The sequence below is a fragment of the Bacteroides sp. 3_1_23 genome (assembly GCF_000162555.1).
In the GTDB taxonomy this organism is placed as follows: Bacteria; Bacteroidota; Bacteroidia; order Bacteroidales; family Bacteroidaceae; genus Bacteroides; species Bacteroides ovatus.
In genome coordinates this window covers 213339-239751 of the sequence record NZ_GG774952.1, presented here as the reverse complement: position 1 = coordinate 239751, position 26413 = coordinate 213339, and the positions used below count along the sequence as shown (strand labels likewise).

The window sequence follows — 26413 nt, the reverse complement described above, 5'->3', positions numbered from 1 at the left end:
TCCCCAATTAAGACAGGATTCTTTTTCTGCTTTAATTGGGGGCCTTATAAATAAAACAGTACAGCTATCTCTTTATATTCACAGTCACAATACTATATGCCTTTATATCCAGCCCATTCTCTAAAGAAGAAATAGCAGATTCTACTAACATACCTTTATTTGTTTCAGGAAAAGATTCTGTAGGTACTGTCGACACAGTCATTTTTACTTCCGCAGGAATGAAAGGAAGAGCCAGATTCAAACCTTTTATATCCGAAGAAGTCCTATTGACAAACATCAAAGTAAGATTTCCCTGACTATCTTTATATGCCGTACAATCTACAGAGGCAGATACATTTTTGGAAGCAACGACCTTGACACGCGTTTTTCCCGTCAGATTTTTTGCAAACTGTGTATACATATACCCTCGGGGAGTAATAGCACTCATAGTAGAGTTAGCCAGACCATCACCCAACATTCCATAATAGCGACGACCATACCAATAAATATAAGCATTGAATCCCGAAGCCATTGCAGTATTAATCTCCGCTGCCAACTGTAATGTTTCCGCACGGACATCACCAATCAACAGGTAAGGAGCTTTCTTTTCCCATGCTTCATTCAGCAAATGTTCAGTCATCCAATATTCTTTACCTTTAGCTTTTGCCAGATCATACGGAGTATTTCCACCTCCATAGATGTGTCCTCCCACAACATCAATTACAGCGCAGGCTTGTTCATCTTCAAGAATGGGATCTGTACTCTCATGCCTGTACTGGAATGACTCTCCAGTCATTAGTTTCACATCGGGATGAGCAGCTTTAATACTCGCACCATACTGTTTAAAGAACTTAGCCTGCTGCAAACCTGTCCATCTACAACTTTCATAAGTCACTTCAAAATCCGGTTCATTCTGAATAGATACTACATCAACCGCAGCGCCCTGTTGTTTCATATAAGTAAGGAACTCTTTCAAATATTCAGCATATCCAGCATAATCAGCCAGTTCACCATCCACAATATTATCAATTGTTTTCAAAGACACAGGTGGCGTCCAAGGAGTTGCCAGAATCGTGGTTCCCAGATCCTTTGCCACTTTCGCAACCCGAGCAACAGTTCCCCATCGACTATCCGCAGTCTGATTCTTATCTTTAGGGGCAATGCGGATCCGCAAAATATTACATCCTAGCTGATCAGCTCCCGTACCAAACAAGGTATTCATCTCCTCCTCTGTCAGTGCAGTTTGCTGCCAAGATGTTTCCATCACTCCAAAACCCTGCACTTTCTGATATTCGATATCCGGTTGAATAGTCAATGTAGCCGGAATCTGTTCGGGTACAGTATAGCCTGTTGTATCTTCATCACTGCATGAGGCTAACAAGAGTAATAGAGAGTATAAAGTATACATATATTTAATCGTATTCATAATTCTTCTTTAAGTCTAAATTATTATTCCAAGATTACTGCTTCTCCGGCTTAGTATAAGGCACCAGGCGGAAGTTTCCAAAACCTAGTTGATAACCAATCATGTCGGTTCCCTTTGAATACTTGCCATCTGTTCCCATATAGCTACCCGCTTTCAAAGACAGATAAGTATTCAGAGAAGCCGGAAAGCTCGTCTTTGCATCGTTTACTGTCAAGCCACTAAAACAGGACAACTGTGACAAAGGAATGACCATCGTACGCCATCCGCCATAAAACTCAAAAGGTACAATCTTACCATTTTGGTTCCAGGAGATCAACGTGATTCTGCCATCTCCGTCAGAGGAATTCTTCCCTGTCTCCCAACGCCAAGCTCCTAAAGTCCAATTGCAAGTCATATAGAAGTCAAACTCTATAGCTAAGTCGGAACACAAGGTAGCATCCGTAATTAAACCACCCGAGTTTGCAACGACTACTGACCATACTTTTCCGTAATCAAATCTAAATTTCAGTAAATCGTCTCCATTCGAACTGATCTTATCCACAGTCACATCAATCGGATTTCCAGTGGGGATAATGCGATACAGATCGGGAGCTGTCGGAGCTTTATCCGGATTAAGAATAGGGAACGGATTGGCTGATGCTGTATTATTGGATGACATAGCGAGATTAATTCCATCAAACCTAGCCTGATTACTACCAGCATAGGCATCCCCTCCATTCGCAAAACGGTTAATGAATAAACATCCCTTACAATTTATATCTTTATAAGAATATCCCTCACCTGAAGCAGATACTACTGTAATATATCCGGGCGTCTGATCACCTCCGGTTGGAACGACCACTTTTATGTTCTTATTATCAACCGTTTCAAAATCCGTTGCTTCCACATCTCCCGGGAATATGATCTTCTGAATGCTCTCGAAGTTCATACCATAAATGTAAATAAACTCCCCAGCCTTAGCCATCGTATGAGATACACTAGTAATAAATGGAGCGCCCGCATTACCTGCAAACTTGATTTCAATCAGCTTCTCCGAGTAATCAGAAACCAGTTTAATGGTATTCATATCCTCCACATTCGTCACATTGCCCTCTCCGACAGGAAGATCTGACGGAACAGAAATTGTAAGAGCCGTTTCCGTGGCAACAAAACTAGTAACCAAAGTTCCGTTACAGTAAACCTCTTTCACCAGATTCAAATTTGTTCCGTTCAATACAACATCACTTCCCAAAATAATTAGAGTGACAGGTTGTCCGTCCGTGCCAACCACTGTCTCATCAACGGTTATCGTAGGCCCTGATATTGTAAATGAATAGTTATAGGTTTCCCCTAACTCTGTTTCAAGTTTAATCACATTCTCATCGTTTACATTCTGAATCTGTTCCCCCAAAGGCGTTTCTTCAGGAATGACAATGCGAAGAGCAGTAGAAGCAAGATGATTTTCAGAAGTCATATTTACAGCATAACCGTTAAAATACACTTTACTCACATAATTCAAACCGGCACCTTCCAATTGAATCTCTTCACCAATTGATGCAGTTGTTGTCAATGTACCTACCAGATCATTCACATCTGCAAAAACCCGTACTCCATTCACTGCCAATTTCCAACTGATAATACTCAGAGAAAAGATAAATTCATTTCTATCACTTTTCACCTTCACCGTATTCTTTAATGACTCTTCGACAACCTGATAACCCAATGGGGTATTTTGAGGAATGACTACCTCAATATATGTATTTCCTTGTTTCAGAAAATCCTTAGCAGCCACTTCCAATCCATTAAAATATGCCGCAGAAACAGTGGATAAGTTGTTACCCTCCATACGTATTTTCGTTCCCACCTTCACTTGAGTCGCCTCTTTCCAATCATTCCCACTCTGTACATTCACACTTTGAATGACAGCATTTGTCAAGCTTCCGCTTCCAAGATCCTGGTCGTCATCATCACAAGACAAGAAGCCCACCATCACAGCCGTCAACAACATAATAGTTATGCTTTTATTCAAATATTTATATAGTTTCATCATTCATTCCTGTTTAATCATTCTTATAAGAACTTTTCACATAAGGCACAATACGGAAATTACCAAAAGACATTTGTGCATTCTCCATAGGATTACCAGAGAACCAGTTGCCTGATTTATCTTGGAAACTTCCACATATCCAGAATATAGCCCCACTCATATTATTCAAAAGGGAACGTAAATCTCCAAGCGTCAGTGTTGCATAATTTGTTATCTCTGCAATAGGCCATGTCATGGTCTTCCAGCCGTTTGTAAAAGTAACCGGAACGACAGCACCATTATTGATCCATGGTACCGGAGTACAGCGTTCACTCGCAAGCGTCAGTCGAAGAGCTCCGGATTGCCAAGGGACATTCACATAGTAATCACATTGGAAGGCCAATTCATTGCATGGTGTATCTTCTGTGATCACCTTACTTTCAGCACACGCATCCAACACTATTTGAATTGCTTTATCCGGATAGAAATTGAAACCTCCGATTTCCCCTTGTGTCGGAGTATCCGCCGGTTCTCCAGGAACAGAGCGATACACTTCCGGACTTTTCGGTCCCTCAACTCCAGACGGAATCACAGCAGTTGTATTAGTGGAAATACTTCCTCTCCCATAGTTATACGCTTTCTTATCTGCAGGATCTTCACTGAACTTCACAATAAACAAGCCCGGTTTGAAATTGAAGTTATTATAAGTATAAGCTCCTCCATTAGCCCCTTCAATAATCAATCTACCGTAGTTGTATTCCACACCGTCCGGCACCTGTACTGAAAGCACCGTATAATTGTTATTTACCTTAAGATTAGTAGAAGCTATACCACCCGGAAACGTTACTTTTTCAATATCCTTCAGATTTGTACCATAAATGTCAATCCACTCACCTACTCTTGGCATCGTATGGGAAACATCCGTCACAGACGGAGCAGCTGCCAGAATTGAGAACGGGAATACAAAATCATCGTGTTTCGTAACAATACGTATTGTATTACGCACCGTTTCATCTGTAACTTCCGTCCCGGTAGGAATTGTAGTTGGGATAGTGAAAATAATCGCATTATCAGTGATATAATTTGAATTAACGCCTGCAACTTCCACGCCATTACAATAGATGGCTTTGGTTGTAGTAAAACCACTGCCTTCAATACGGATTTTTTCACCCAGACGTACTTTCGTCAATACAGTCTCTGTGTCAGTAACTTTCTGGGCACACACACGAGTGACGGACACACTTTCGTCATCTGAACACGAGAAAAAAAGAACAGGCAATGCTACCAGCAGTCCGAACAACCAATTATTAATTATATATTTTTTCATCTTGGATAGTCTTTTATCTTATTTCACATCAAAATGTACAGGTTCTTCGCTCAACAAAGGATTTAGAGTTTCTTCATTCAACGGATAAACCAATTTTAAGCAACTAGCATCGGGAGTCTTCATTTCACGTCCGTCTGACGCTCCCCAGGAAAATGTAGGAGGAGCACCATAATCATAGCGAACACCACGTTTCTGATTCTTCATAAACTCGACGACCCAGTCTGTATCCCAATAACCACGACGAACAATATCATACCAGAACTGACCTTCCATTGCCAATTCACAACGTCGTTCATTCCAAATATCCTGCAAAGTGATTTCATCCATTCCATCCAACCCAGCACGTTTACGAACCAGATTAAAATAGTACAACGCATCCTCATCACTTGTATTAGATCCAGTCCCTAAAATAGCTTCCGCATAGAGTAGATATACCTCTGCCAAACGCAACATGGGAGTTGCCATCCCCGAATTCTGGCTTACACTCTGTATGCCTGTATCCTTACTGCTGCCTACAATATGTTTTTTCACCGGACAAAGCTTCACGTTAGGTACCACGAAGTATCCTTCTTTCGTATGTGTTCCAATATAATCATACTTTGCCCCGGTAAAAAACATCGTTCCCCGTTTTCTCGAACTTTCTCCACGATCTATCATCAATTCAACCAATTCTCCGGAAAGATATTCGTTCCCCCCCCAAGCCTGGTCGCCGTCCATCAACGCGGAATATTTATTCAAACGTGCCTGTATAGCATTACCTACTCCATAAGTAGTGCTGCCTCCAACCCACTGCAAAGCAAATAATGATTCACTATTATTGTTATTCTGCACACGGAACAGTTCTTCATAATTGTCCATCAATTTATTCGGACTCTGTTTACATACGATTCCAGCCGCTTCTTCAGCTTTCTCATAATATTGTGCGGCAGTCATCGGATACCTGTCTGCCGAGAACTTACCACCACGTGCATAACAGGCAGCCGTGATGTAGAAACGAGATAACATCCCCAACGCGCTGTAACGTGTCAACCGTCCGATTTCATCCGAAAGAGGAAGATTTTCTGCAGCAAACTCCATATCTTTTATTGCATATTGCAATACGTCTTCCTGGAAATTGGCATGTACCATATAATTCTGTGCCAATATCTCCGGATCTTCCACAATAGGAACATCCCCCCAGACGCTCATTAAATACCAGTAAGCAAGGCCTCTCATAAAACGGGCTTCTCCCTTGCAACCATTTACCACTGTCACATCCACTCCTTTCTCTACAGCACGATCTATATTTTTCAGAATAATATCCGCCTGTCCGATGACTGAATAGAAGCTATCCCATCCATCCTCCACTCCCAACGTACTGGAGTTGTCTACCAAGCGGTTCAAAATGGCTCCAGGATTAGTAACCTGATCCACATATTGATTATTCGCGCGGGCATCGCCTACAATAAAGTAAAAACGACTGTTAAAAGGATACCAAGGGCGGTTGTACAATGCACCAGTAGCGGCACGACATTCTTCTGCGGATTTATAGAAATCATCCAGCAACATTTGGTTCTCTGAAGTTACGTCCAGAAAGTCTTCACAAGAAACGACTGACAACCCCATGAGTCCTATAGCTAATATACCTAAAATTTTTCTCATTGTTTCATTAGATTAAAAACCAATATTAATACCGAAAGTAAACGTACGGGGAGAAGGATAGCGCCCTGCATCAAAGCCGTTCAATAGGGCACTTTGAGCATAATTGCTATATTGATCGCGTGCCATACCCACTTCTGGATCATAACCTGAATATCCACTGATTGTAAACAGGTTGGATACATTGCAATAAAGTTTCAGCATTTCCAATCCCAGCTTAGAAGTTAGTTTTCTCGGGAAAGTGTATGACAAATTAACTGTTTGCAAACGAATATAAGAACCGTCTTCTATCAGATTGGAAGATACACGGTTATTCTCATTCAAATCATTCGAACTGATACGGGAGATATTTTTCTTGCCACTGATCACTCTTACATTGTAGATATTATTGGCAGAGCCTTCCGGATCAATCACTCCATATTTCGCATAGTGCAGTGCCGCATCCTTTAGCAAGTTATTCGTATAATCACGTGGATTATTAATTGTCATATTCAACCAGTTCATTACATCATTGCCATAGCAGAATGTGAAATAAAGGTTCAAGTCAAATCCTTTATAACTGAAGGTATTACCGAAACCACCCGTAAATTTGGGCAAGGGATTACCAATCACCTGTTGGTCCTTTGCATTAATAAGCCCATCTTTATTGACGTCTTCAAACAGAAGGTCGCCTACCCAAATACCGTTCTTCTCATCAATCTTCTTCGGTTGTCCGGTCGCGCCCTCTTCCGGAAGAGCCACCTTCAATTTGCCACTCTCATCAAACAAATCTGCCGCAGAGTTTATACGTCCGATCACTTTGTACCCATAAAATTGACCTATTGCATATCCAGGTTGAGTCAAGGTGACTTGTTTGTCATTCCCCCCAAACTGATAGGTTTTGAAAACCTGCGCTGTAGCCGTATTCAAATCCAGCACTTTATTCCGGTTCAAAGAAAAAACCAGACTACTTCTCCACTGGAATTCCTTGCGCGATACATTCACCGTATTCAAGGTAAACTCAAATCCACGGTTTCTCAAGGACCCGACATTGCCCCATGGTGCCGACATTGCTCCAGTCCCATTCGTTCCGGTTATACCGGGCAAAGTAAGCACAATCAGCAAATCATCAGTACGCTTGTTATACCAATCAGCTATAAATTCAACACGATTATTGAAGAAAGAAAGATCTAAACCGATATTAAATGATTTTGTCGTTTCCCAAGTTAATCCTTCATTAGGAAGTCTTGAGAGAGCCTGCCCACTTCCCCAAATCGTTTCCGTATTATTTAAAATAGAAGTATAAGCAAAAGAAGCCACATTCGAATTACCTACCACACCATAACCAGCACGCAGTTTCAAGTTTGACAACCATTCTACTTCTTTCAGAAAATTCTCCTTATTTATGCGCCATGCCAATGCAGCCGACGGGAAAGCCCCCCAACGATTTCCTCTTGCAAAGTTGGAAGAACCATCATAACGCATAGTGGCGGTCAACATATAGCGATCCAACAATGAATAATGTGCCCGTCCGAAGAAAGATAAGAATGAACTTCTTCCCGTATATCCATCATTCTCGGCTGTACTTGCATCGCCGGCACCCAAATCTGTCAACGAGTTACTTCCCAAACGACGGCTCCCTTTCAGATAATTACTTCTGGTTTCAGTCATTTCATGCCCCAACATCAAGGTAAGATTCTGATTCTTTCCCGGCTTCAGGTTAAAATTCAACAGATTCCTCCATGCCCAATAATAATTGACCCGGATTGATTCTTGCCGATCCGCATAATCATTCTTCTGCCAAGAAGTGAAATAATAGCTCGGAGTAAAACTATGTACTTCTTCCGTTCCTACATTGCTCGAAAATTCAGTTTTGAAATTCATCCACTTAAATGGAGTGACAGTAGCATAAAGATTAGAACGCACCGACAACTTACGATTATTCTTATCAACCAGTTGCGCGATAGCCAGTGCATTCACCGGGCTACTATTATCATCGCTTTCAGAAGGACTACCATAACTCCCATCCAAATTATACACCGGTACATTCGGTTTCTGTTTCACTGCACTGTTGATAATATTCCAGTCGGCAATAGAGGTAGTCTGGGTAGTACGCGACAAATTAGCAGATCCTCCGATTTTAAGCCATTTGTTCACTTCCGAATCAATGGCCGCGCTCAATGTGATACGGTCGAAATCCGATCCTTCGGCAATACCATCCTGTCGCAGATAGCCAGCTCCCACTTTATAACTGGTTCCTTTCACACCTCCCGACATATTCAAGTTATAATTTTGCATGGAAGCCGGACGAAAGATAGCCGTCTGCCAGTTTGTACCCTCACCTAGCAAAGAAGGATTTGCAAACTCTGCAGTTTTACTACGCCCCATCATTTCAACAACCTCATTATTATGCTGGGCATATTCCCGCAAATTAGCCATATCCAGTTGCTTTGCCAAGTACTGAATACCATATTGAGCTTCCAGATTGACCCTGGGTTTTCCTTCCCTTCCACGCTTGGTTGTAATAATAATAACGCCATTCGCACCGTTGGCACCATAAATAGCTGTAGCCGAAGCATCTTTCAACACTTCCATTGATTCAATATCCGAAGGATTGATAGAGGACAAAGCATTATCTGTGTCTGTACCTGTATTACCACTGATTGTAACTCCATCAATAATATAAATAGGTTCATTTGTACCGTTGATGGAGTTCAGCCCACGAATCTGTACAGAAGCTCCACCACCCGGCATACCATTATTCTGTATCATCAATACACCGGCTGCACGTCCTTGAAGAACCTGATCGATAGAAGTAGGATTCATTTGTGAAATCATCTCCGAACTAACAGAAGTAACAGCTCCGGTCAAATCCGAACGCTTCATAGAAGCGTATCCGATAGCTACCACTTCATCAAGAGCCACTGCATTATCCTGCAAAGTTATATTCACCACTTTCTTATCAGCAATCTTTACCGCTATAGGCTTCATTCCTATAAAAGAGAATTCCAACGTTTGTCCTTTTGCGACAGTAATGGAATAATTGCCTTCAAGATTGGTTACAGTACCGGTAGAAGTGCCTTTCACCACCACACTTGCTCCAATGACCGGTTCTCCATTTTCATCGGTCACTTTTCCCGTTATACGCACAGCTTGCTGTTGCTGTTCTTCAATAGAGACTACCGCATCCGAAGCATACACCGGAAGCGGATAAGAAGAAGTTCCCCAGACACAGAACCCAATCAGAAGTCCGGCACAGCATCGGGTTAACACCGATTGTGTTTGTTGCTTCTTACAATCAAACTCATTTTTCATACTATAAAATTTAATGTTAGTAAAATACATCAAAGTCCTGATAAAGAAGCTGACATTTCTATCTCATTTATCAGTTGATGCAAATTTACAGCACTCCACTCTTAAGGACATTCTTATACGTTACAAAAGCTAAAGTACCCGTTTCCACGACTATTCAATCCGTTTCATTCAGGTTTCTCAAAGTAACGTTCTTCCTTCTATACATATACAGAATTAGGATTCATTCTCTAATCTGCCAATATAATCCGTAGGAGAAACTCCATAAAACTTTTTGAAAGCAGTAGAGAAATGAGTATGATTAGTGAAGCCGACAGCATAAGCAACTTGAGATATATTCATTTTTTTATCCTTCAACAATAAAGCAGCTTGTTTAAGACGGATATTGCGTATAAACTCACTGGCAGGAATTCCCGTCAGTTCTTTCAACTTCCGGTGAAGTTGCACACGACTCAATCCAACCTGTTCTGCCAACATCTCCACATTCAGTTCCGAGTTATCCAAATAGTCATTAACCACCTTCATTACACGCTCCATCAATATCTCGTCATTTGACTTCATTTCTACTGTTCTCACTTTATCTTCCTGATCCTGTGCACCGGAGAATTTTCCTTTCAACAACAAACGATTGGCTATCAGACTTGCAATCATAGTCGAAAGTTCTTCCACAATAAAAGGTTTCGTCAGATAAGCGTCCGCTCCCTTATCCAATCCTTGGATACGGTCCGGATGTTCGGCTTTTGATGTCAGCAGAATGACTGGAATATGGCTGGTATTTCCGTTTCCCTTCAACTTTTTCACTAGTGTAAAACCATCCATTTCGGGCATCACAACATCAGATACAATCAAATCGGGCAATTGCGCTAATGCCAGCCTCAACCCCTCGTTTCCATTTTTGGCTGTCATTACCCGGTAAATTCCGCCTAATTCCATCTGCAGAAACTCCCGGACTTCATCATCGTCATCCACTACCAACACTCTATAATTAGTTTTACTACGTCCAATTTTCTTTTTCTCCGGTTTCTCCAATTCATAAGGATGGCTCTGTAAAACCATCCTGTTTTCCAAGGAGTGTTCCACCATTTCTTCTTTTTTCAGATGATTATTGCCGAGTGGAATACGAATTGTAAAACAACTCCCTTTTACATCTTTCCGATTAGATGCAACCACTGTACCATGGTGTAAACCAACCAACAAGCGGCAAAGATTCAACCCGATTCCAAACCCTATAGGAGTAGAAGACAACTCGGCGGATGCCTGGTAAAAACGTTCGAATATTTTCTCCAGCTTACTTTCATCAATACCCGGTCCGGTATCCATAATCATTATCTCTGCATAATTACGAAGAACACCCGACTCTTTTTTATTTACTCCCGCAGATAAACATACGGTAATCTCCCCTCCATCCGGAGTATACTTAAAAGCATTTGAGAACAAATTAACTAGCACCTTATCAAAATTATTCCGGTCAATCCATACAGGAAGTTCTTTCAGAGTATGTTCGAAAGTAAACTGTATTCCCCGTTTTTCCGCCTGATAATCAAAAGCCTGGAACAAGTCATCAATAAAGCCCACAATATCTGTTTCCGAACAATGAATTTTCATCTGCCCCTTGTCGATTCTACGAATATCAAGCAACTGATTAATCAGTCCGACAATCCGATTCGCATTTTTATATATCGAGCGTAAAGCTTTCGTTGTAGGTTCATCATATTCACGCCTCAACAATGTCTCCAGAGGACTAATAATCAACGTCATTGGCGATCTTATCTCATGAGATATATTGATGAAGAATTTCAATTTCTCTTCGTTGATTTCTTCCCTCTGTTTACGCTTCAATAGATAATAAAACTGCATCCCAAAAACTACCAGAAGCAAGAGATAACAGATATATGCCACGGTAGTCTGATACCAAGGAGGAGAGATATGGATACCCACCTGCTTCACTGGGGTATAAGTCCCATTTTCACAGGCACGCACTTCCAGCGTATAGTTTCCGGGAGACAAATGGCTGTACGTAATACGATTCACCCCGGACAAAGTAATATTCCAAACAGTGCTCAATTCTTTCAGACGATATTCATAATGAATATTCTCCGGCTCGCGAAAATCCATCGTAGAGAATTCAAAAGTAAATGTATTGTCTTCATGCGAGAGCCGGAAGTTTTTCGCATCCATCAATATCCCTTCAATCACTTTTTTCCCTCCGGAAAAGGTTTCAGAAGTAATAGGCTGATTACCTAAATACATATTCATAATCATCACCTCCTGCAAAAACTTCTCCGGCATTATCAGTGCCGGAGAAAAACGGGTGATTCCATTACTTCCTCCAAAATAGATATTATCTTCCTTATCATAAAAATACACTCCACGGGAATACTCTTTATCAATCAGTCCATTACCCGTATAATAATTGATAATTCTCGATTCGGCAATTTTAATCTGGTTAATGCCTTTGAATGTACTACACCAGATATTTCCTTCCTTGTCTTCCGCCAATCCGCATATCACATTATTAGAAAGTCCATCATCGGTCGAATAAAGCATAAAGGAACGACTGCTACGGTTCCACATATACAAACCGTTATTCGTTCCGATCCAAATATTACCATTATGATCTTCCAACAAAGAATAGCAGACACGAGTATTCAAAATGGAATCCCCTTCAATCTCTACGAAACGATCGCTTCGGGCATCATAGCAACTGATACCTTTATAGTGTCCTATCCATATAATATCTTTTGAATCACATAAAAGCACATTGACCCATCGGTTTTTCATCATTTTTCTAGTTTCTGGTGCTTTCTCGCCCGGGTTCCATGTAGTTCCGGTAGGAAGATGATAACCTTTTAGCCCTTCACCGAATACTGAAATATACAAATTTTTCCGTGAATCTTCCGTGAGACTTTTTATGCGACATTTTCCGATCTGAGGGAGAAAATGACACTGTCCCGTACGAGTATCCAACTGTGCCAAACCATTATAATAAGTACCGATCCAGAAAGTATGATTACTATCTTCAAAAATAGAAATCACAGTTTGTGAGGTGGCAATATGATCTATAATCTCACCCTCGGCATTAAACTTAAAAAGCCCCCCATTTTCCAGTCCTGCCCAAACGAACCCCTGACTATCCTGATATATGGAAGTGATAATATCCCCCATATCATATCCCTTCTCCGAGAGATTCCAAAATCCGAATACCACCGGACGGTTAGGAATCATCACTATTCCTTTCTGAAAGCATCCCAACCAAAGATTCTGATTACGGTCTTCTGTTATCGCAACGACTTTGGCCGTATTCATATTCAAAAATGGAGTATGTATATTTTCTACAGGAGTCAATAACCGTTTTTCCTTATTAATAGAATAGACTCCCTTACCGTATGTACCTAAATAGATAACTCCATCTTTTGTTAAGGTCATTTCACGTATATCTATCCCTTGTCTGTCTTTAACTCTGAATGGAATAAAAGTACTGGATACTTCATCAAACATCAGGACCGTTCCGGCAACTGTTACAAACAAGGCTCCCTCCTTATCTTCAAGAACTATACCTGCCAAATTTCCCGGCAAATCCGGTGTCTTATAAACAGCTTTTTTCCTACCAGAAGCATCCAGGCATACCAGTCCTTGTCTATCTGTACTAATCCAGATACGATTAAAACGGTCTTCATAAATGTGATTGATTGATTGTGTACCACATATTTTATTAATTTCCCCCAAAGCAACGACTTTATTATTCTCCCGATCAACCTTGAAAAGCCCGCGTCCAGTAGCAACTAACCATATTTCACCATTCTGCAACTGAACAATTTCCGCCACACTGGGAGTCAGGTTTTCTTCAAAAGGGACTGTGCAGAATACATCTTTCTCCGGAAGATAATATTGTAATCCATTGCTACATCCCACCCACAATCGTTGATCCCTATCTACAAACAATTCACGTACAATGTTTCCCAACAAAGAAGTAGCATCGTTCTCCTTATTCAAATATTGGGTAAACTGTACCCCATCAAATTTGTTCAAACCATATTCGGTTCCTATCCATACAAATCCGCGCGCATCCTGACAAATCGTAGTCATCAGGTTACAGGTTAACTGACCCGAGTCATAAAAACGACTATTCTCCGAATAACCATATCGGCAAAAAAATAAAAGAAAGATAAAAAGAAAAAATAACTTTCTCATAGCATTTCCAATTAGATTCAATGCTGCAAAATAGGAAAGTTTCTCCGGATTATACAAATAGAAAAGGAAGTTTTTTCCAGGTTTCACAGGCCTTCCGGAAAGTATGTAACGAAAAGAATACAATATGAAACATGTAGAATAGTGTTGTAACACCAATCAATGGAATAGAAGCATATTCCCAAACGTTTCTCCCCCGGATCTCCTATCTTTGCCAATAAGAAAACACACTATCAGTGTTCCTTGTAAACTATAGAATTGAACCTTTAATAAATGCTCAACCATGAAACAAAAAATTTTAGTCACTCTTGTATTAATCATTTGTGTTACGAACCTATCAGCACAAAATAATATACGAATCAAAGAGAATTTCGATTTTGACTGGAGATTTACACTTAGTGACCGGCCCGAATATGCCACAGTAGATTATAATGACAAAACATGGGATACGGTTCAGTTGCCACACGACTGGAATATCCAACAAGAGTTTGACATCAAGTGCGGAGGGTCTGCAGCCTATTTGCCCGAAGGGATCGGCTGGTATCGTAAAACATTTAAAATTCCCTCACATTACAATGGGAAGAAAATTTCTATTCTTTTCGATGGTATCTTCCAACAAAGTGACGTATACGTCAATGGGAAGCACCTTGGGTTCCGTCCGTATGGGTTTTGTAGCATCGAATACGATTTGACTCCTTATCTAAATGCAGATAAAGAGAATGTGATTGCCGTCCGTGTAAATACTACTGGAGGACGTCCGCGCTGGTATGCTGGTGCGGGTATCTACCGACATGTTTGGTTGCAAGCGTTCAATCCGGTACATATTACCACTTATGGTACCTATATTACAACTCCTTCCGTCAGTACGGATAAAGCAGAAGTGCACATTGTAACCACTATGAAAAACAGTACTGACAAAACACAGACTCTCACTATCTCCCAACAAGTACTCGACGCCAGAGGAAAGGCAGTTACCCAAAATGACAGCAAGAAACTCACACTGCCAAGCCAAGATACTTCCGATCTGAAACAGATACTTTCATTGAATCATCCACAATTATGGAACTTGGAGAATCCTCAGATGTACCAGATGGAGACCATCATCAGAGCCGGTTCTAAAATAATAGACATCTATCGGACACCTTTTGGAGTACGAACATTCAAGTTCGATCCGAAGCAGGGATTCTCCCTCAATGGGAAACAGATCAAGTTAAAAGGTATGTGTCTGCATCAAGATGCAGGAAGTATGGGAGTAGCAGTTCCCGATCGGTCATACGAACGGCGGCTGGAAATACTGAAAGAGTATGGATGCAACGCTATCCGCTGTGCCCACAACCAACCTTCTCCCGAATTTCTGGATATGTGTGACCGTATGGGATTCATTGTTATTGATGAAGCATTTGATAAATGGAAATCAGGATACTATGAGAAATACTTTGATGAATGGTGGCAGAAGGATCTGGAAAACATGTTGCTTAGAGATCGCAATCATCCGAGTATCGTACTTTGGAGTATCGGAAACGAAGTACAAGAAGCATGGGACAACAGCACTACGGGAGTTGAAAGAGCTACAATGCTGCAAGCATTTGTACATCAATACGAACCCAGCCGCCCGGTAACCCTCGCTGCACAAAACGGTCATCAAGCCAAATTTTCCGGTGTAACCGACGTAATCGGCTACAACTATCTGGAAGCCCGTATGCTTAATGACCATCAAAAGTATCCCGAACGTTGCTTCCTCGTATCGGAAGAACTACCCTATTTCAGTGGTGAGGAAGGAAATATACGTAGCTACACTCCCTATAATCCTTGGAATATAGTAGCTTCCCATGACTTTATTGCAGGAGGTTTCATTTGGTCAGGAGTAGATTACTTGGGTGAAGCCGGATGGCCCAGTAAAGGATGGCCGAATGGTTTGTTCGATATATGTATGTTTGAGAAGCCACGGGCCGCCTATCACCGGGCTATGTGGAATCCGGAACCAATGGTGCGCATTGCAATCATAGATCCCTCACTGGATATAGATCACGGACGTGACTTATGGCAATGGCCTAATATGGCCGCACATTGGAATTTTCCCGAACATTATCGAGGACTGGTCATGGAAGTACGCACCACTACCAATTGTGAGAAAGTGGAAATGCTAATGAACGACAAATCAATGGGAATACATAAAACCGAGAATTTCCCCAATAATACTATTATCTGGTATTTGCCATATACTCCCGGGAAACTAGTGGCCAAAGGTTTCAACGGAGATACAGAAGTAGCCAACTATCAACTGGTAACCTCCAAAGAAACGACCAATGCGCTTATTACGCCAGACAGAACCGAAATTAAGGCTGATGGTCAGGACTTGTCACACATTGCCATTCAACTGATTGACTCTGACGGCAACCGAGTGCAGACAGATGATAGAAAAATAACGGTAAGTGTAGAGGGAGAAGGGAAATTCCGAGGTATTGACAATGGAGACTTGCGTCGCAAAAGAACATTTGCCGGCAACCAATTAAGAACCTATTTTGGAACAGCTCTAATTACCGTACAATCTACCCGGAAAGTGGGAACAATGCAGGTAAAAATAGAAATGGAAGGAAACAGCGTCCCTTATATTGTAGAAATCCGAAGTAAATAAGCTGTAGGAGATTTTAATAAATCCCAATGATTAACAATTTATTTATAATGACATGAAAAGAGTAACCGCTTTATTAAATTTTCTGTTCTTTATCAACATCGCTTTCGCTGCCGACCGTTTTGTTGTGTTCCAACAAAGTCCGGATTATTTTCCAGTTATCTCAAATGGAGTTCCTTGTTCTATCCTTACTGACAGTAATGAAGAGAAAGGAATCCAGATGGCTATCAAAAATCTTCAAAAAGATATAGCCCAAGTTTCCGGCAATCGACCGGAAATTCTGAATATTTCTAATGGAGATAGACAAACGATCATTATCGGCAGTAACGAATCCCCTTTTATCAAAGCTCTATTTAAAACCGGCAAGTTGGAAAAGGAAGAGTTGAATGGGAAAAAAGAAAAATATATAATCCGGACTATCGACAAACCACTAGAAGGAATTGACCGTGCACTAGTCATTGCCGGAAGCGACAAGCGGGGCACGATTTACGGTATTTACGAACTTTCCGAACAAATAGGTGTATCCCCCTGGTATTGGTGGGCCGATGTCCCTGTCGTAAAACAAAAGAATGTATATGTTATTCCGGGTAGTTATACCGACGGCGAACCTGCAGTCACTTATCGAGGTATCTTTCTAAACGACGAAGCTCCCTGTCTGACCGGCTGGGTAAAACAAACTTATGGAACAAACTATGGTGACCACCGCTTTTATGCACGCATTTTTGAACTGATACTTCGCCTGAAAGGTAATCTTGTATGGCCTGCCATGTGGGCATGGGCTTTTTATGCGGATGATCCTCTAAACAGTAAGACAGCTGATGAAATGGGAATTATTATTGGCACTTCCCATCACGAACCCATGGCACGCAATCATCAAGAGTGGGCGAACAAGCGTAAAGAATACGGAGCATGGGATTACACGACCAACCAGAAAATGCTCGACCGCTTCTTCCGTGAAGGTATTGAACGAAGACAAGGTACAGAGGATATTGTGACTATCGGTATGCGTGGTGACGGTGATGCCGCCATGAGCGAGGATATAAACGTGAAATTGTTGGAAAGGATTGTAAAGAATCAACGCAAGATTATCGAGAAAGTGACCGGACGACCGGCTAAAGAGATTCCCCAAATCTGGGCTTTATATAAAGAAGTGATGGATTACTATGACAAAGGAATGCGTGTTCCCGATGACGTAATCATGCTATTGTGCGATGACAACTGGGGAAATGTACGCCGCTTGCCCAACGAAAAGGAGCGTAAACATCCTGGTGGTTGGGGAATGTACTACCATGTAGATTATGTAGGAGCCCCCCGAAATTCAAAATGGATCAATGTTACTCCGATACAAAATATGTGGGAGCAACTCCAACTGACGTATAACTACGGGGTAGATAAATTATGGGTATTGAATGTAGGCGACCTCAAACCCATGGAGTATCCCATCACTCTCTTTCTGGATATGGCATGGAATCCAAGGCAATATAATGCCGGCAATCTGTTAGAACATCCCCGCCGTTTCTGCGCACAGCAGTTTGGCAAAGATCAAGCGGATGAAGCTATGCGAATCTTAAACCTGTACAGCAAATATAACGGTCGCGTAACGGGAGAAATGCTCGACCGGAATACTTATAACCTGGAGACCGGCGAATGGAAACAAGTATCTGATGAATATCTGAAACTGGAAGCGGAAGCTTTGAGACAATACATATCATTGAAACCAGAATATAAAGATGCCTACAAGCAATTAATCCTCTTCCCTGTTCAAGCCATGGCAAACCTGTACGAGATGTATTATGCACAAGTCATGAACCATAAATTGTACAAAGAAAACAATCCGCAAGCTAACGAATGGGCAGATAAAGTGGAACAGGCTTTTGCACGGGATAAAGCGTTGAGTGACGATTATAACAATGTTATGTCCGGCGGTAAATGGAAGAACATGATGATTCAGAAACATATCGGTTATACCTCATGGAATGATAATTTCCCCGCTGATACACTACCACAAACCTACCGAATCGAAAATCCGGAAAAGGCTGTCGGTGGATACGTCTTCACCGGGAAAGACGGATATGTAGCTATGGAGGCCGAACACTATTACAGCACTAAAGCAGCACCAGGTACGGAATGGACAGTGATCCCCTACATGGGACGAACCCTTAGCGGCATGGCTCTGATGCCTTATACCCAGCCGACCGACGGAGCTTCTATCTCCTACAAAATAAAATTGCCTAAAGGAGTCGACAAAGTGACTGTTCACGTGATAGTGAAATCGACTCTTGCTTTCCACGACCGGAAAGGGCATGAGTACAGTATCGGATTCGAAGGAACGAAGGAACAGACTATCAATTTCAATCATAACTTAAATGAGCTTCCTGAAAATGTATACAGCATATACTATCCGACAGTTGCAAGACGTATCGTTGAGAAAAAGGTCAAACTGAATGTGCCGAATACATCAGACGGCATGCAGACACTAATTTTCAAACCTCTTGATCCGGGCATCGTGCTGGAAAAGTTGGTTGTAGACTACGGAGGCTATAAGAAATCTTATCTGTTTATGAATGAATCGAAAAGCAAGAGAGATAATAGATAAAAAGATCAATGTAGAGACAAGTCAATTACTACACACTGATTCTATTTACATATAAATTTTGCAGTTCTTATTGTCAGCCGTCATTCCTATTCATTAGATAAATGATTTTCAATCCATTAGATGCTGACAATAAGCCCTGACAATAGGCTGACAATAACATTTTATAAGTTTTATTGTCAGCCTATTATTTTATGATTTTGCTCTCCCATATCTCCTATCCAGCTTTACTTACTTTTCAAGAAAAGCCTCCATTAAACATCCGTCATACAACCGGCATACTTATATCATTCAATAACTATTGTTCGATCAGGATGCCGGTATACTTAATTCTTCACGGCCGTGGTAGCTTCTTCCCACAGCCGTGACGAGTTCCTACCACGGCCGTGGGAAGATCTTGTCACGGCCGTGGGAAATTAATGATACCGGTACTTTAATGGAACAATACCGGCATCCCAACGCAACTATACCAGCTTCCCTTCTTATACCTCCCTACTTAATCAGCTTGCAAACAAGCTACTTGACAAGAGGGCAAGGCTGATAATAAATCAAAAAGAAACCAGCAGTTATTATTTTACCCTGTGGAACATACACCATATATATTAGTAACATAAATATGGAAAGAAGTTACTTCCAAGGTAGATTTCAGAAACAGTTTTTTGCCTTTTGTATTGGGAAATGAGCTACCTTTGCTACAAATCCATACAATATGAACAGAAACACTTTTTTTGTATTATTCCTATTAATAAGCAACCTTGTTTCAGGACAGGACCTGAAACTGTGGTATAGTCAACCTGCACAAAATTGGTCGGAAGCTCTCCCTATTGGTAACTCCCGTCTTGGAGCCATGGTATATGGCGGAATCGAACGCGAAGAATTACAACTCAACGAAGAAACATTTTGGGCAGGTTCTCCATACAATAATAATAACCCGAATGCCGTACATGTGCTACCGGTTGTACGCAAACTGATTTTTGAAGGGAGAAACAAGGAAGCGCAAAGACTCATTGACGCCAACTTCTTAACCCAGCAACACGGAATGAGCTATCTGACATTAGGTAGTCTTTACCTGGAATTTCCGGAACACCAAAACGGATCCGGCTTTTACCGCGATCTGAATCTGGAGAATGCAACGACAACTACCCGTTATCAAGTGGATGACGTCACTTATACCCGCACCACTTTTGCTTCATTTACTGATAATGTCATTATTATGCATATCAAAGCAAGTAAAGCAAACACACTGAACTTTACTATTGCATATAACTTCCCTCTAGTACATAAGGTGAATGTTCAGAATGATAAGCTGACCGTCACCTGTCAAGGGAAAGAGCAGGAAGGTTTGAAAGCCGCACTACGGGCAGAATGTCAAATCCAGGTAAAAACGAATAGCACTCTCCGCCCGGGAGGAAATACGCTCCAAATAAATGAAGGAACAGAAGCAACCCTTTATATATCGGCAGCAACCAACTACGTAAACTACCAGAATGTCAGCGCCGATGAATCCCACCGGACCAGCGAATATCTGAAAAGAGCGACGCAAATACCTTACGAAAAAGCTCTCAAAAGCCATATCGCTTATTATAAAAAACAATTTGACCGTGTACGCCTTACATTACCGACAGGCAAAATTTCCCAACTGGAGACTCCCAAACGAATTGAAAACTTCGGAAATGGGGAAGACATGGCAATGGCAGCTCTACTTTTCCATTATGGACGTTATTTACTGATTTCTTCTTCGCAACCGGGTGGGCAACCGGCTAATCTGCAAGGTATATGGAACAACAGTACTCATGCACCTTGGGATAGTAAATACACCATCAACATTAATACAGAAATGAACTATTGGCCGGCAGAAGTCACTAATTTAAGTGAAACACATAGTCCGCTATTCTCTATGTTGAAAGATTTATCTGTCACAGGAGCAGAAACAGCCCGAACTATGTATGATTGTAGGGGATGGATGGCGCATCATAATACTGATTTATGGCGAATTTGCGGAGTTGTAGACTTTGCTGCAGCCGGCATGTGGCCTAGCGGCGGTGCCTGGTTAGCTCAACATATCTGGCAACATTACCTCTTTACAGGAAATAAAGAGTTCCTGAAAGAGTATTATCCCATCCTGAAAGGAACAGCGCAGTTCTACATGGATTTCTTGGTAGAACATCCAGTGTATAAATGGTTGGTAGTGTCGCCTTCTGTGTCGCCGGAACACGGTCCCATCACGGCCGGTTGCACAATGGACAATCAGATTGCCTTTGATGCACTGCATAATACCTTATTGGCTTCATACATCGCAGGTGAAGCCCCCTCTTTCCAAGACTCCCTCAAACAAACACTAGAGAAGTTGCCACCTATGCAAATAGGAAAACATAACCAACTACAAGAATGGCTTGAAGATATTGACAATTCCAAGGACGAGCACCGTCATATTTCACATTTGTACGGGCTATATCCGAGTAATCAAATTTCTCCATACTCAAATCCCGAGTTATTCCAGGCAGCAAGAAACACATTGCTTCAACGCGGTGATAAAGCTACCGGTTGGAGTATCGGCTGGAAAGTCAATTTCTGGGCACGTATGCTGGATGGAAACCATGCCTTCCAAATCATTAAAAATATGATTCAACTATTGCCCAACGATCACTTGGCTAAAGAATATCCGAACGGGCGTACCTATCCCAATATGCTGGATGCCCATCCGCCTTTCCAGATTGACGGTAATTTCGGTTATACAGCCGGAGTAGCGGAAATGTTGCTCCAAAGTCATGACGGTGCCGTACATTTATTGCCGGCATTGCCTGATGCATGGGAAGAAGGAAGTGTGAAGGGGCTGGTGGCACGTGGAAACTTTACTGTCGATATGGACTGGAAAAACAATGTGTTAAATAAAGCGATCATCCGATCGAATATAGGCGGTACGCTCCGCATCCGGTCTTATGTCCCACTGAAAGGGAAAGGCTTAAAACAAGTAAACGGGAAAGAGTGCTCAAATAAATTATTCGCCACCACTCCTATCAAGCAACCTCTCGTAGCCAAAGGGGTAAGTGCGCAATCTCCCAAACTGCAGAAGGTTTATGAATATGACATCGAAACAAAGGCGGGTAAAACCTATATTGTAAATACAATCGAAGGAAAACAATAATACAGAAGAAGGGATAAATCTTTTCTCATGTTACATTATTTACAAACGATGTTACAACATCCGATTGTACTCCCGGAGCCTAATGAAAATATTCATTTTTTATTAGGTTATATTTAGGTTTTTAGTTTTCTTTGTACAACAAACAACGATCTATAACTATGAAAAATGTATTCACTTTTCTATTATTATTGTTTTCTTTGTTATGCAACGGGCAATCTCCTAAGTTATTCACTACTGACAAAGAACTCTCCAGTAGTCTGATTAATCAAATATATCAAGACCGGAACGGTTTCATTTGGATTGCAACAGAAGATGGTCTGAACCGTTATGACGGTGCTAAATTTACCATATACAAACATGAGCCCAATAATGAACATTCGTTAGCCCACAATTTTGTTCGTACTGTTTTTGAGGACAGCAAAGGTCATTTGTTTATCGGTACATATATGGGAATTCAAATGTATGATCCGGCTACAGACAATTTTACCCCACTTGCAATAAGGGAAGACAATGGAGAAATATTTGAAAGCAATATTGTTTCCTTTATCGAAAGGAGAAATGGAGAAATATGGGTATCCGGAAATATGTTGTGCAGGTTGAATATCAAAGATTACCTGTTGACTGTTCAAAAAATTGATATCCCCATGACATCAACAGGATTTATGATTGAAGACAAGAAACAGAATGTCTGGATAGCAAAAGACGAAGAAGGAGTATATCGTCTTGATTCTAATAACCAACTTACTTTATATTTATCTAAAGACAACGGATATGTCAAAAGTATATGTGAAGATTCACGTGGGAATATTTATGTAGGAAGTATGAGAAAAGGACTATTCGTCTATAACAAAAGACAAGACTCCTTTATACCTATTGATTTTAAAGAAAAGAGAGAACTTCCTATCTGTTTCCTCTATTCCGGACCGCAAAATGAATTATATATCGGAACTGATGGTAAAGGTATGAGTGTCTACAATAACCAAACTCATGAAATCTCCGAATACAATTTTGACAACAACTATTTTGATTCAAAAAATTCAAAAATACATTCTATCCTAAAAGACAATTCCGGTAACTTATGGTTGGCTGTTTATCAGAAAGGAGTCATGCAGATACCTGCCCGAACAAACAGTTTCAAGTATATAGGACATAAATCCATGGATAAAAACATGATCGGTTCCAGTTGTATAACCTCATTCTGCAAAGACAACAACGGTATGTTATGGGTTGGAACAGACAATGACGGAATTTATGCCCTGACAGAAAAGTTAGAACCGGCTAAACATTTCTCGCATACTAATCACCCTAATTCTGTGCCTTCAACAGTTATAAAACTATATGAAGATTCCGAGTACAACATTTGGGTCGGCTCCTTTATAAACGGTATGGGAAAGCTGAACAAACAGACAGGATTATGCGATTACCAGTACAAACTGGTAGATAAGAACAACAACTATATACAACGTGTATATGATTTCGCAGAAGATAAAAACAAGCGTCTCTGGATTGCGACAATGGGATTCGGTTTGTTCTACTATGACCTGAAAACGAAAGAATTTACATCCGTACAATCTCAGACATCTCTAATCAACGAATGGATAGGTTGTCTGCACTATTCCGATGATAATAAACTGTATGTCGGAACTTATGACGGCGTCAACTGTATAGACCTTGACAGTCCTGATTTTCAAAGTCATAAGATACTCTCACAAAATGTTATTTATTCAATCTTTGAAGATGACGAAGGAGTTGTCTGGTTGGGCAGTTCCGAAGGATTATCCGGTTGGAATAAAAATACGAAAGAACTAACCACTTATACTACTGCAGACGGATTGCCCAGTAATACAATATATGCCATACAAGGAGATGGAAAAGATTTTCTTTGGATAAGCACCAATGCCGGAATTTCCCAATTCCAAAAGAAAAACAACAAATTTATCAATTATTATGTCAGCGACGGATTACAGGGAAATGAGTTCTACAAGAATGCCTCCTTCAAAGATAAACAAGGTATTATCTGGTTTGGCGGAATGAATGGTATCACCTATTTCAATCCGCAAGACATTATCAATCCGGCAAAAACATGGAATATCCGGATTACCGACTTTTTCCTGCATAACAATCCGGTTAGAAAAGGAATGAAATCCGGTATTCACAATATTATCAACTGCCCTGTATTCAACGCAAAAGAGTTTTATCTATCCCATAAAGACAATGTGTTCAGTATCGAGTTTGCCACTCTGGAATTAAATGCCCCCGAACACATCAACTACCTTTATTCTATCAACGATGAAAAATGGATTAGTTTGCCCAAAGGTGTAAACCGTATCTCATTCAGCAATCTGAAACCCGGTACCTATAACTTTAAAATCAGAGCAAAAGACAACACTGTGTATTCAAATATAAAAGAAATTACCATCTTTATATCTCCTGCATGGTATGCTTCATGGTGGGCCAAAGTTATCTACTCCTTATTATTACTGACCATTATATTTATCATTATTCTTCAGATCAGACATCGGTACAGAATGCATCAGGAAATGCTGCAACATATCCATGCCGAACAAATCAATGAAGCAAAATTGCAGTTCTTTATCAACATCTCTCATGAAATACGCACTCCGATGTCTCTAATCATCAGCCCTCTACAGAAACTGATTAAGAATGAGGAGAACAATGAACGCCTGAAAATATATCATATTATCTACAGAAATGCGGAACGTATTCTGAATCTTGTCAATCAACTAATGGATATTCGGAAAATTGATAAAGGGCAAATGTTCCTGATGTTCCGGGAGACCAATATTATTCCTTTTATAGAGGATTTATGTACAACTTTCGGCCAACAGGCAAATACTAAAAATATCCAACTACAACTTCATAGTACACTCCGGGAACTGAATGTATGGGTAGACACAAGTAATTTTGATAAAATTATCCTGAATATTCTGTCTAATGCCTTCAAGTTTACTCCTGAAAAAGGAAACATAGATATTACCATCCGTACGGGAGAAGATAATACACTGCCCGATCCCTTGAAACAATATGCCGAAATAATTATCGCGGATACCGGAACAGGCATCGATGAACAGGAAAAAGAACATATCTTCGAACGTTTCTATCAGATCCGTAACAGCCAACAGAATCCGAAAGGCGGAACAGGAATAGGATTACATCTGACTCGTTCATTAGTGGAATTACATCATGGAATTATCTATGTAGAAAATAATAAAGAACAACCGGGTTGCCGTTTTATTATCCGATTACCGTTGGGTAACAAGCATCTACGACCTGAAGAAGTTGACAACAATGAGCAAAAGGTAACAGTAGCCGTACCAACTGTTCCTGTCATCTCTCCCATTATAGAAAATGAGGAAAAAAAGAAAGTCAGGGTAAAAACTAAATATCGCGTATTAATTGTAGAAGACGATGAAGAAATCCGAAATTATATAGCGAAGGAGTTTGGGGACAAATTTCATATCATGGAAAGCCGTAATGGTAAAGAAGCATTAGAGCAAACATTTAAAAAGGCTCCGGATTTAGTCATTAGTGACATCATGATGCCCGAAATGGACGGACTTACCTTATGCCGGAAGATCAAGCAGAATGTAAATCTCAACCATATCCCAGTCATTTTGCTTACTGCGAAAACGAGGGAAGAAGACAACCTTGAAGGTCTGAATACAGGAGCCGACGCCTATATCATGAAGCCATTCAATATCGAAATTCTGCAAAAGACGGTAGAAAATCTGATTAATACACGGCAGCAGTTACGCAAAGTATTTACAGGCCAGCAAAATCTGGAAAACAAGGTTCAGAAACTGGAAGTGAAATCACCCGATGAGAAATTGATGGAACGTATTATGAAAGTGATCAATGAAAACATCAGTAACCCTAACTTGACAATAGAGACAATCACCACCGAGGTAGGTATTAGCCGCGTACATCTTCACAGGAAACTCAAAGAGCTCACCAACCAGACAACCCGTGACTTTATACGTAATATACGTTTAAAAGAAGCCGCTCGTCTATTGTCCGAAAAACAGCATACCATATCCGAGATAGCCATGTTAACAGGATTCACTGATCCTAATAATTTCTCGACAACATTCAAAGAATTGTATGGAATGCCGCCTTCAATGTATATGAAAGAGCAGTTGAGTAAAAAAGAAGAGTAACCCAACTGCTC

General features: G+C 40.8%; 10 protein-coding genes. 4 read left to right on the top strand and 6 right to left on the bottom strand.

All coding sequences use genetic code 11. From position 1 onward, the window contains the following. Nucleotides 1-64: 64 nt before the first annotated feature. From HMPREF9010_RS10540 to HMPREF9010_RS10565, 6 genes are all read right to left on the bottom strand, one after another. Nucleotides 65-1405, bottom strand: a complete 1341-nt coding sequence (locus HMPREF9010_RS10540; protein ID WP_032852738.1) for a hypothetical protein — start codon at nucleotides 1403-1405, stop codon at nucleotides 65-67. Between the two features lie 34 nt (nucleotides 1406-1439). Further along, on the bottom strand, nucleotides 1440-3434 hold the full coding sequence (locus HMPREF9010_RS10545; RefSeq protein WP_008649509.1) for a hypothetical protein: 1995 nt from the start codon (nucleotides 3432-3434) through the stop codon (nucleotides 1440-1442). A 10-nt stretch (nucleotides 3435-3444) separates the two neighbouring features. Further along, nucleotides 3445-4737, bottom strand: a complete 1293-nt coding sequence (locus HMPREF9010_RS10550; RefSeq protein ID WP_008649507.1) for a glycan-binding surface protein — start codon at nucleotides 4735-4737, stop codon at nucleotides 3445-3447. Nucleotides 4738-4755: 18 nt separating this feature from the next. Further along, entirely contained in the window at nucleotides 4756-6378 is a 1623-nt protein-coding gene (locus HMPREF9010_RS10555; protein ID WP_008649506.1) for a RagB/SusD family nutrient uptake outer membrane protein, read from the bottom strand. Nucleotides 6379-6390: 12 nt separating this feature from the next. After that, a complete protein-coding gene (locus HMPREF9010_RS10560; protein ID WP_083792345.1) occupies nucleotides 6391-9669 on the bottom strand; it encodes a SusC/RagA family TonB-linked outer membrane protein in 3279 nt (1092 codons plus the stop codon). 213 nt (nucleotides 9670-9882) lie between these two features. After that, nucleotides 9883-13857 (bottom strand): two-component regulator propeller domain-containing protein, encoded by a 3975-nt coding sequence (locus HMPREF9010_RS10565; RefSeq protein ID WP_008649504.1) that lies wholly within the window; start codon nucleotides 13855-13857, stop codon nucleotides 9883-9885. Between the two features lie 280 nt (nucleotides 13858-14137). Between HMPREF9010_RS10565 and HMPREF9010_RS10570 the strand changes: the two genes are divergently transcribed. The 4 genes from HMPREF9010_RS10570 to HMPREF9010_RS10585 all read left to right on the top strand — a co-directional run bounded on the left by HMPREF9010_RS10570 (nucleotide 14138) and on the right by HMPREF9010_RS10585 (nucleotide 26402). After that, a complete protein-coding gene (locus tag HMPREF9010_RS10570) occupies nucleotides 14138-16489 on the top strand; it encodes a glycoside hydrolase family 2 TIM barrel-domain containing protein (RefSeq protein ID WP_008649503.1) in 2352 nt (783 codons plus the stop codon). A gap of 52 nt (nucleotides 16490-16541) precedes the next feature. Next, nucleotides 16542-19082, top strand: a complete 2541-nt coding sequence (locus HMPREF9010_RS10575; RefSeq protein WP_008649502.1) for a glycosyl hydrolase 115 family protein — start codon at nucleotides 16542-16544, stop codon at nucleotides 19080-19082. A gap of 706 nt (nucleotides 19083-19788) precedes the next feature. Next, nucleotides 19789-22224 carry a glycosyl hydrolase family 95 catalytic domain-containing protein gene (locus HMPREF9010_RS10580; RefSeq protein WP_008649501.1) on the top strand — a complete coding sequence of 812 codons (2436 nt, stop codon included), beginning with the start codon at nucleotides 19789-19791 and terminating at the stop codon, nucleotides 22222-22224. A 158-nt stretch (nucleotides 22225-22382) separates the two neighbouring features. Next, nucleotides 22383-26402, top strand: coding sequence for a two-component regulator propeller domain-containing protein (locus tag HMPREF9010_RS10585; RefSeq protein WP_008649500.1), 4020 nt, complete (start codon nucleotides 22383-22385; stop codon nucleotides 26400-26402). Nucleotides 26403-26413 lie beyond the last annotated feature (11 nt).

What these genes read in the sequence shown, in the direction of transcription:
- HMPREF9010_RS10550 (WP_008649507.1), bottom strand. Translation starts at nt 4,737, where the DNA reads ATGAAAAAATATATAATTAATAATTGGTTGTTCGGACTGCTGGTAGCA.
- HMPREF9010_RS10575 (WP_008649502.1), top strand. Translation starts at nt 16,542, where the DNA reads ATGAAAAGAGTAACCGCTTTATTAAATTTTCTGTTCTTTATCAACATC.
- HMPREF9010_RS10580 (WP_008649501.1), top strand. Translation starts at nt 19,789, where the DNA reads ATGAACAGAAACACTTTTTTTGTATTATTCCTATTAATAAGCAACCTT.
- HMPREF9010_RS10555 (WP_008649506.1), bottom strand. Translation starts at nt 6,378, where the DNA reads ATGAGAAAAATTTTAGGTATATTAGCTATAGGACTCATGGGGTTGTCA.
- HMPREF9010_RS10565 (WP_008649504.1), bottom strand. Translation starts at nt 13,857, where the DNA reads ATGAGAAAGTTATTTTTTCTTTTTATCTTTCTTTTATTTTTTTGCCGA.
- HMPREF9010_RS10540 (WP_032852738.1), bottom strand. Translation starts at nt 1,405, where the DNA reads ATGAATACGATTAAATATATGTATACTTTATACTCTCTATTACTCTTG.
- HMPREF9010_RS10545 (WP_008649509.1), bottom strand. Translation starts at nt 3,434, where the DNA reads ATGATGAAACTATATAAATATTTGAATAAAAGCATAACTATTATGTTG.
- HMPREF9010_RS10560 (WP_083792345.1), bottom strand. Translation starts at nt 9,669, where the DNA reads ATGAAAAATGAGTTTGATTGTAAGAAGCAACAAACACAATCGGTGTTA.
- HMPREF9010_RS10585 (WP_008649500.1), top strand. Translation starts at nt 22,383, where the DNA reads ATGAAAAATGTATTCACTTTTCTATTATTATTGTTTTCTTTGTTATGC.
- HMPREF9010_RS10570 (WP_008649503.1), top strand. Translation starts at nt 14,138, where the DNA reads ATGAAACAAAAAATTTTAGTCACTCTTGTATTAATCATTTGTGTTACG.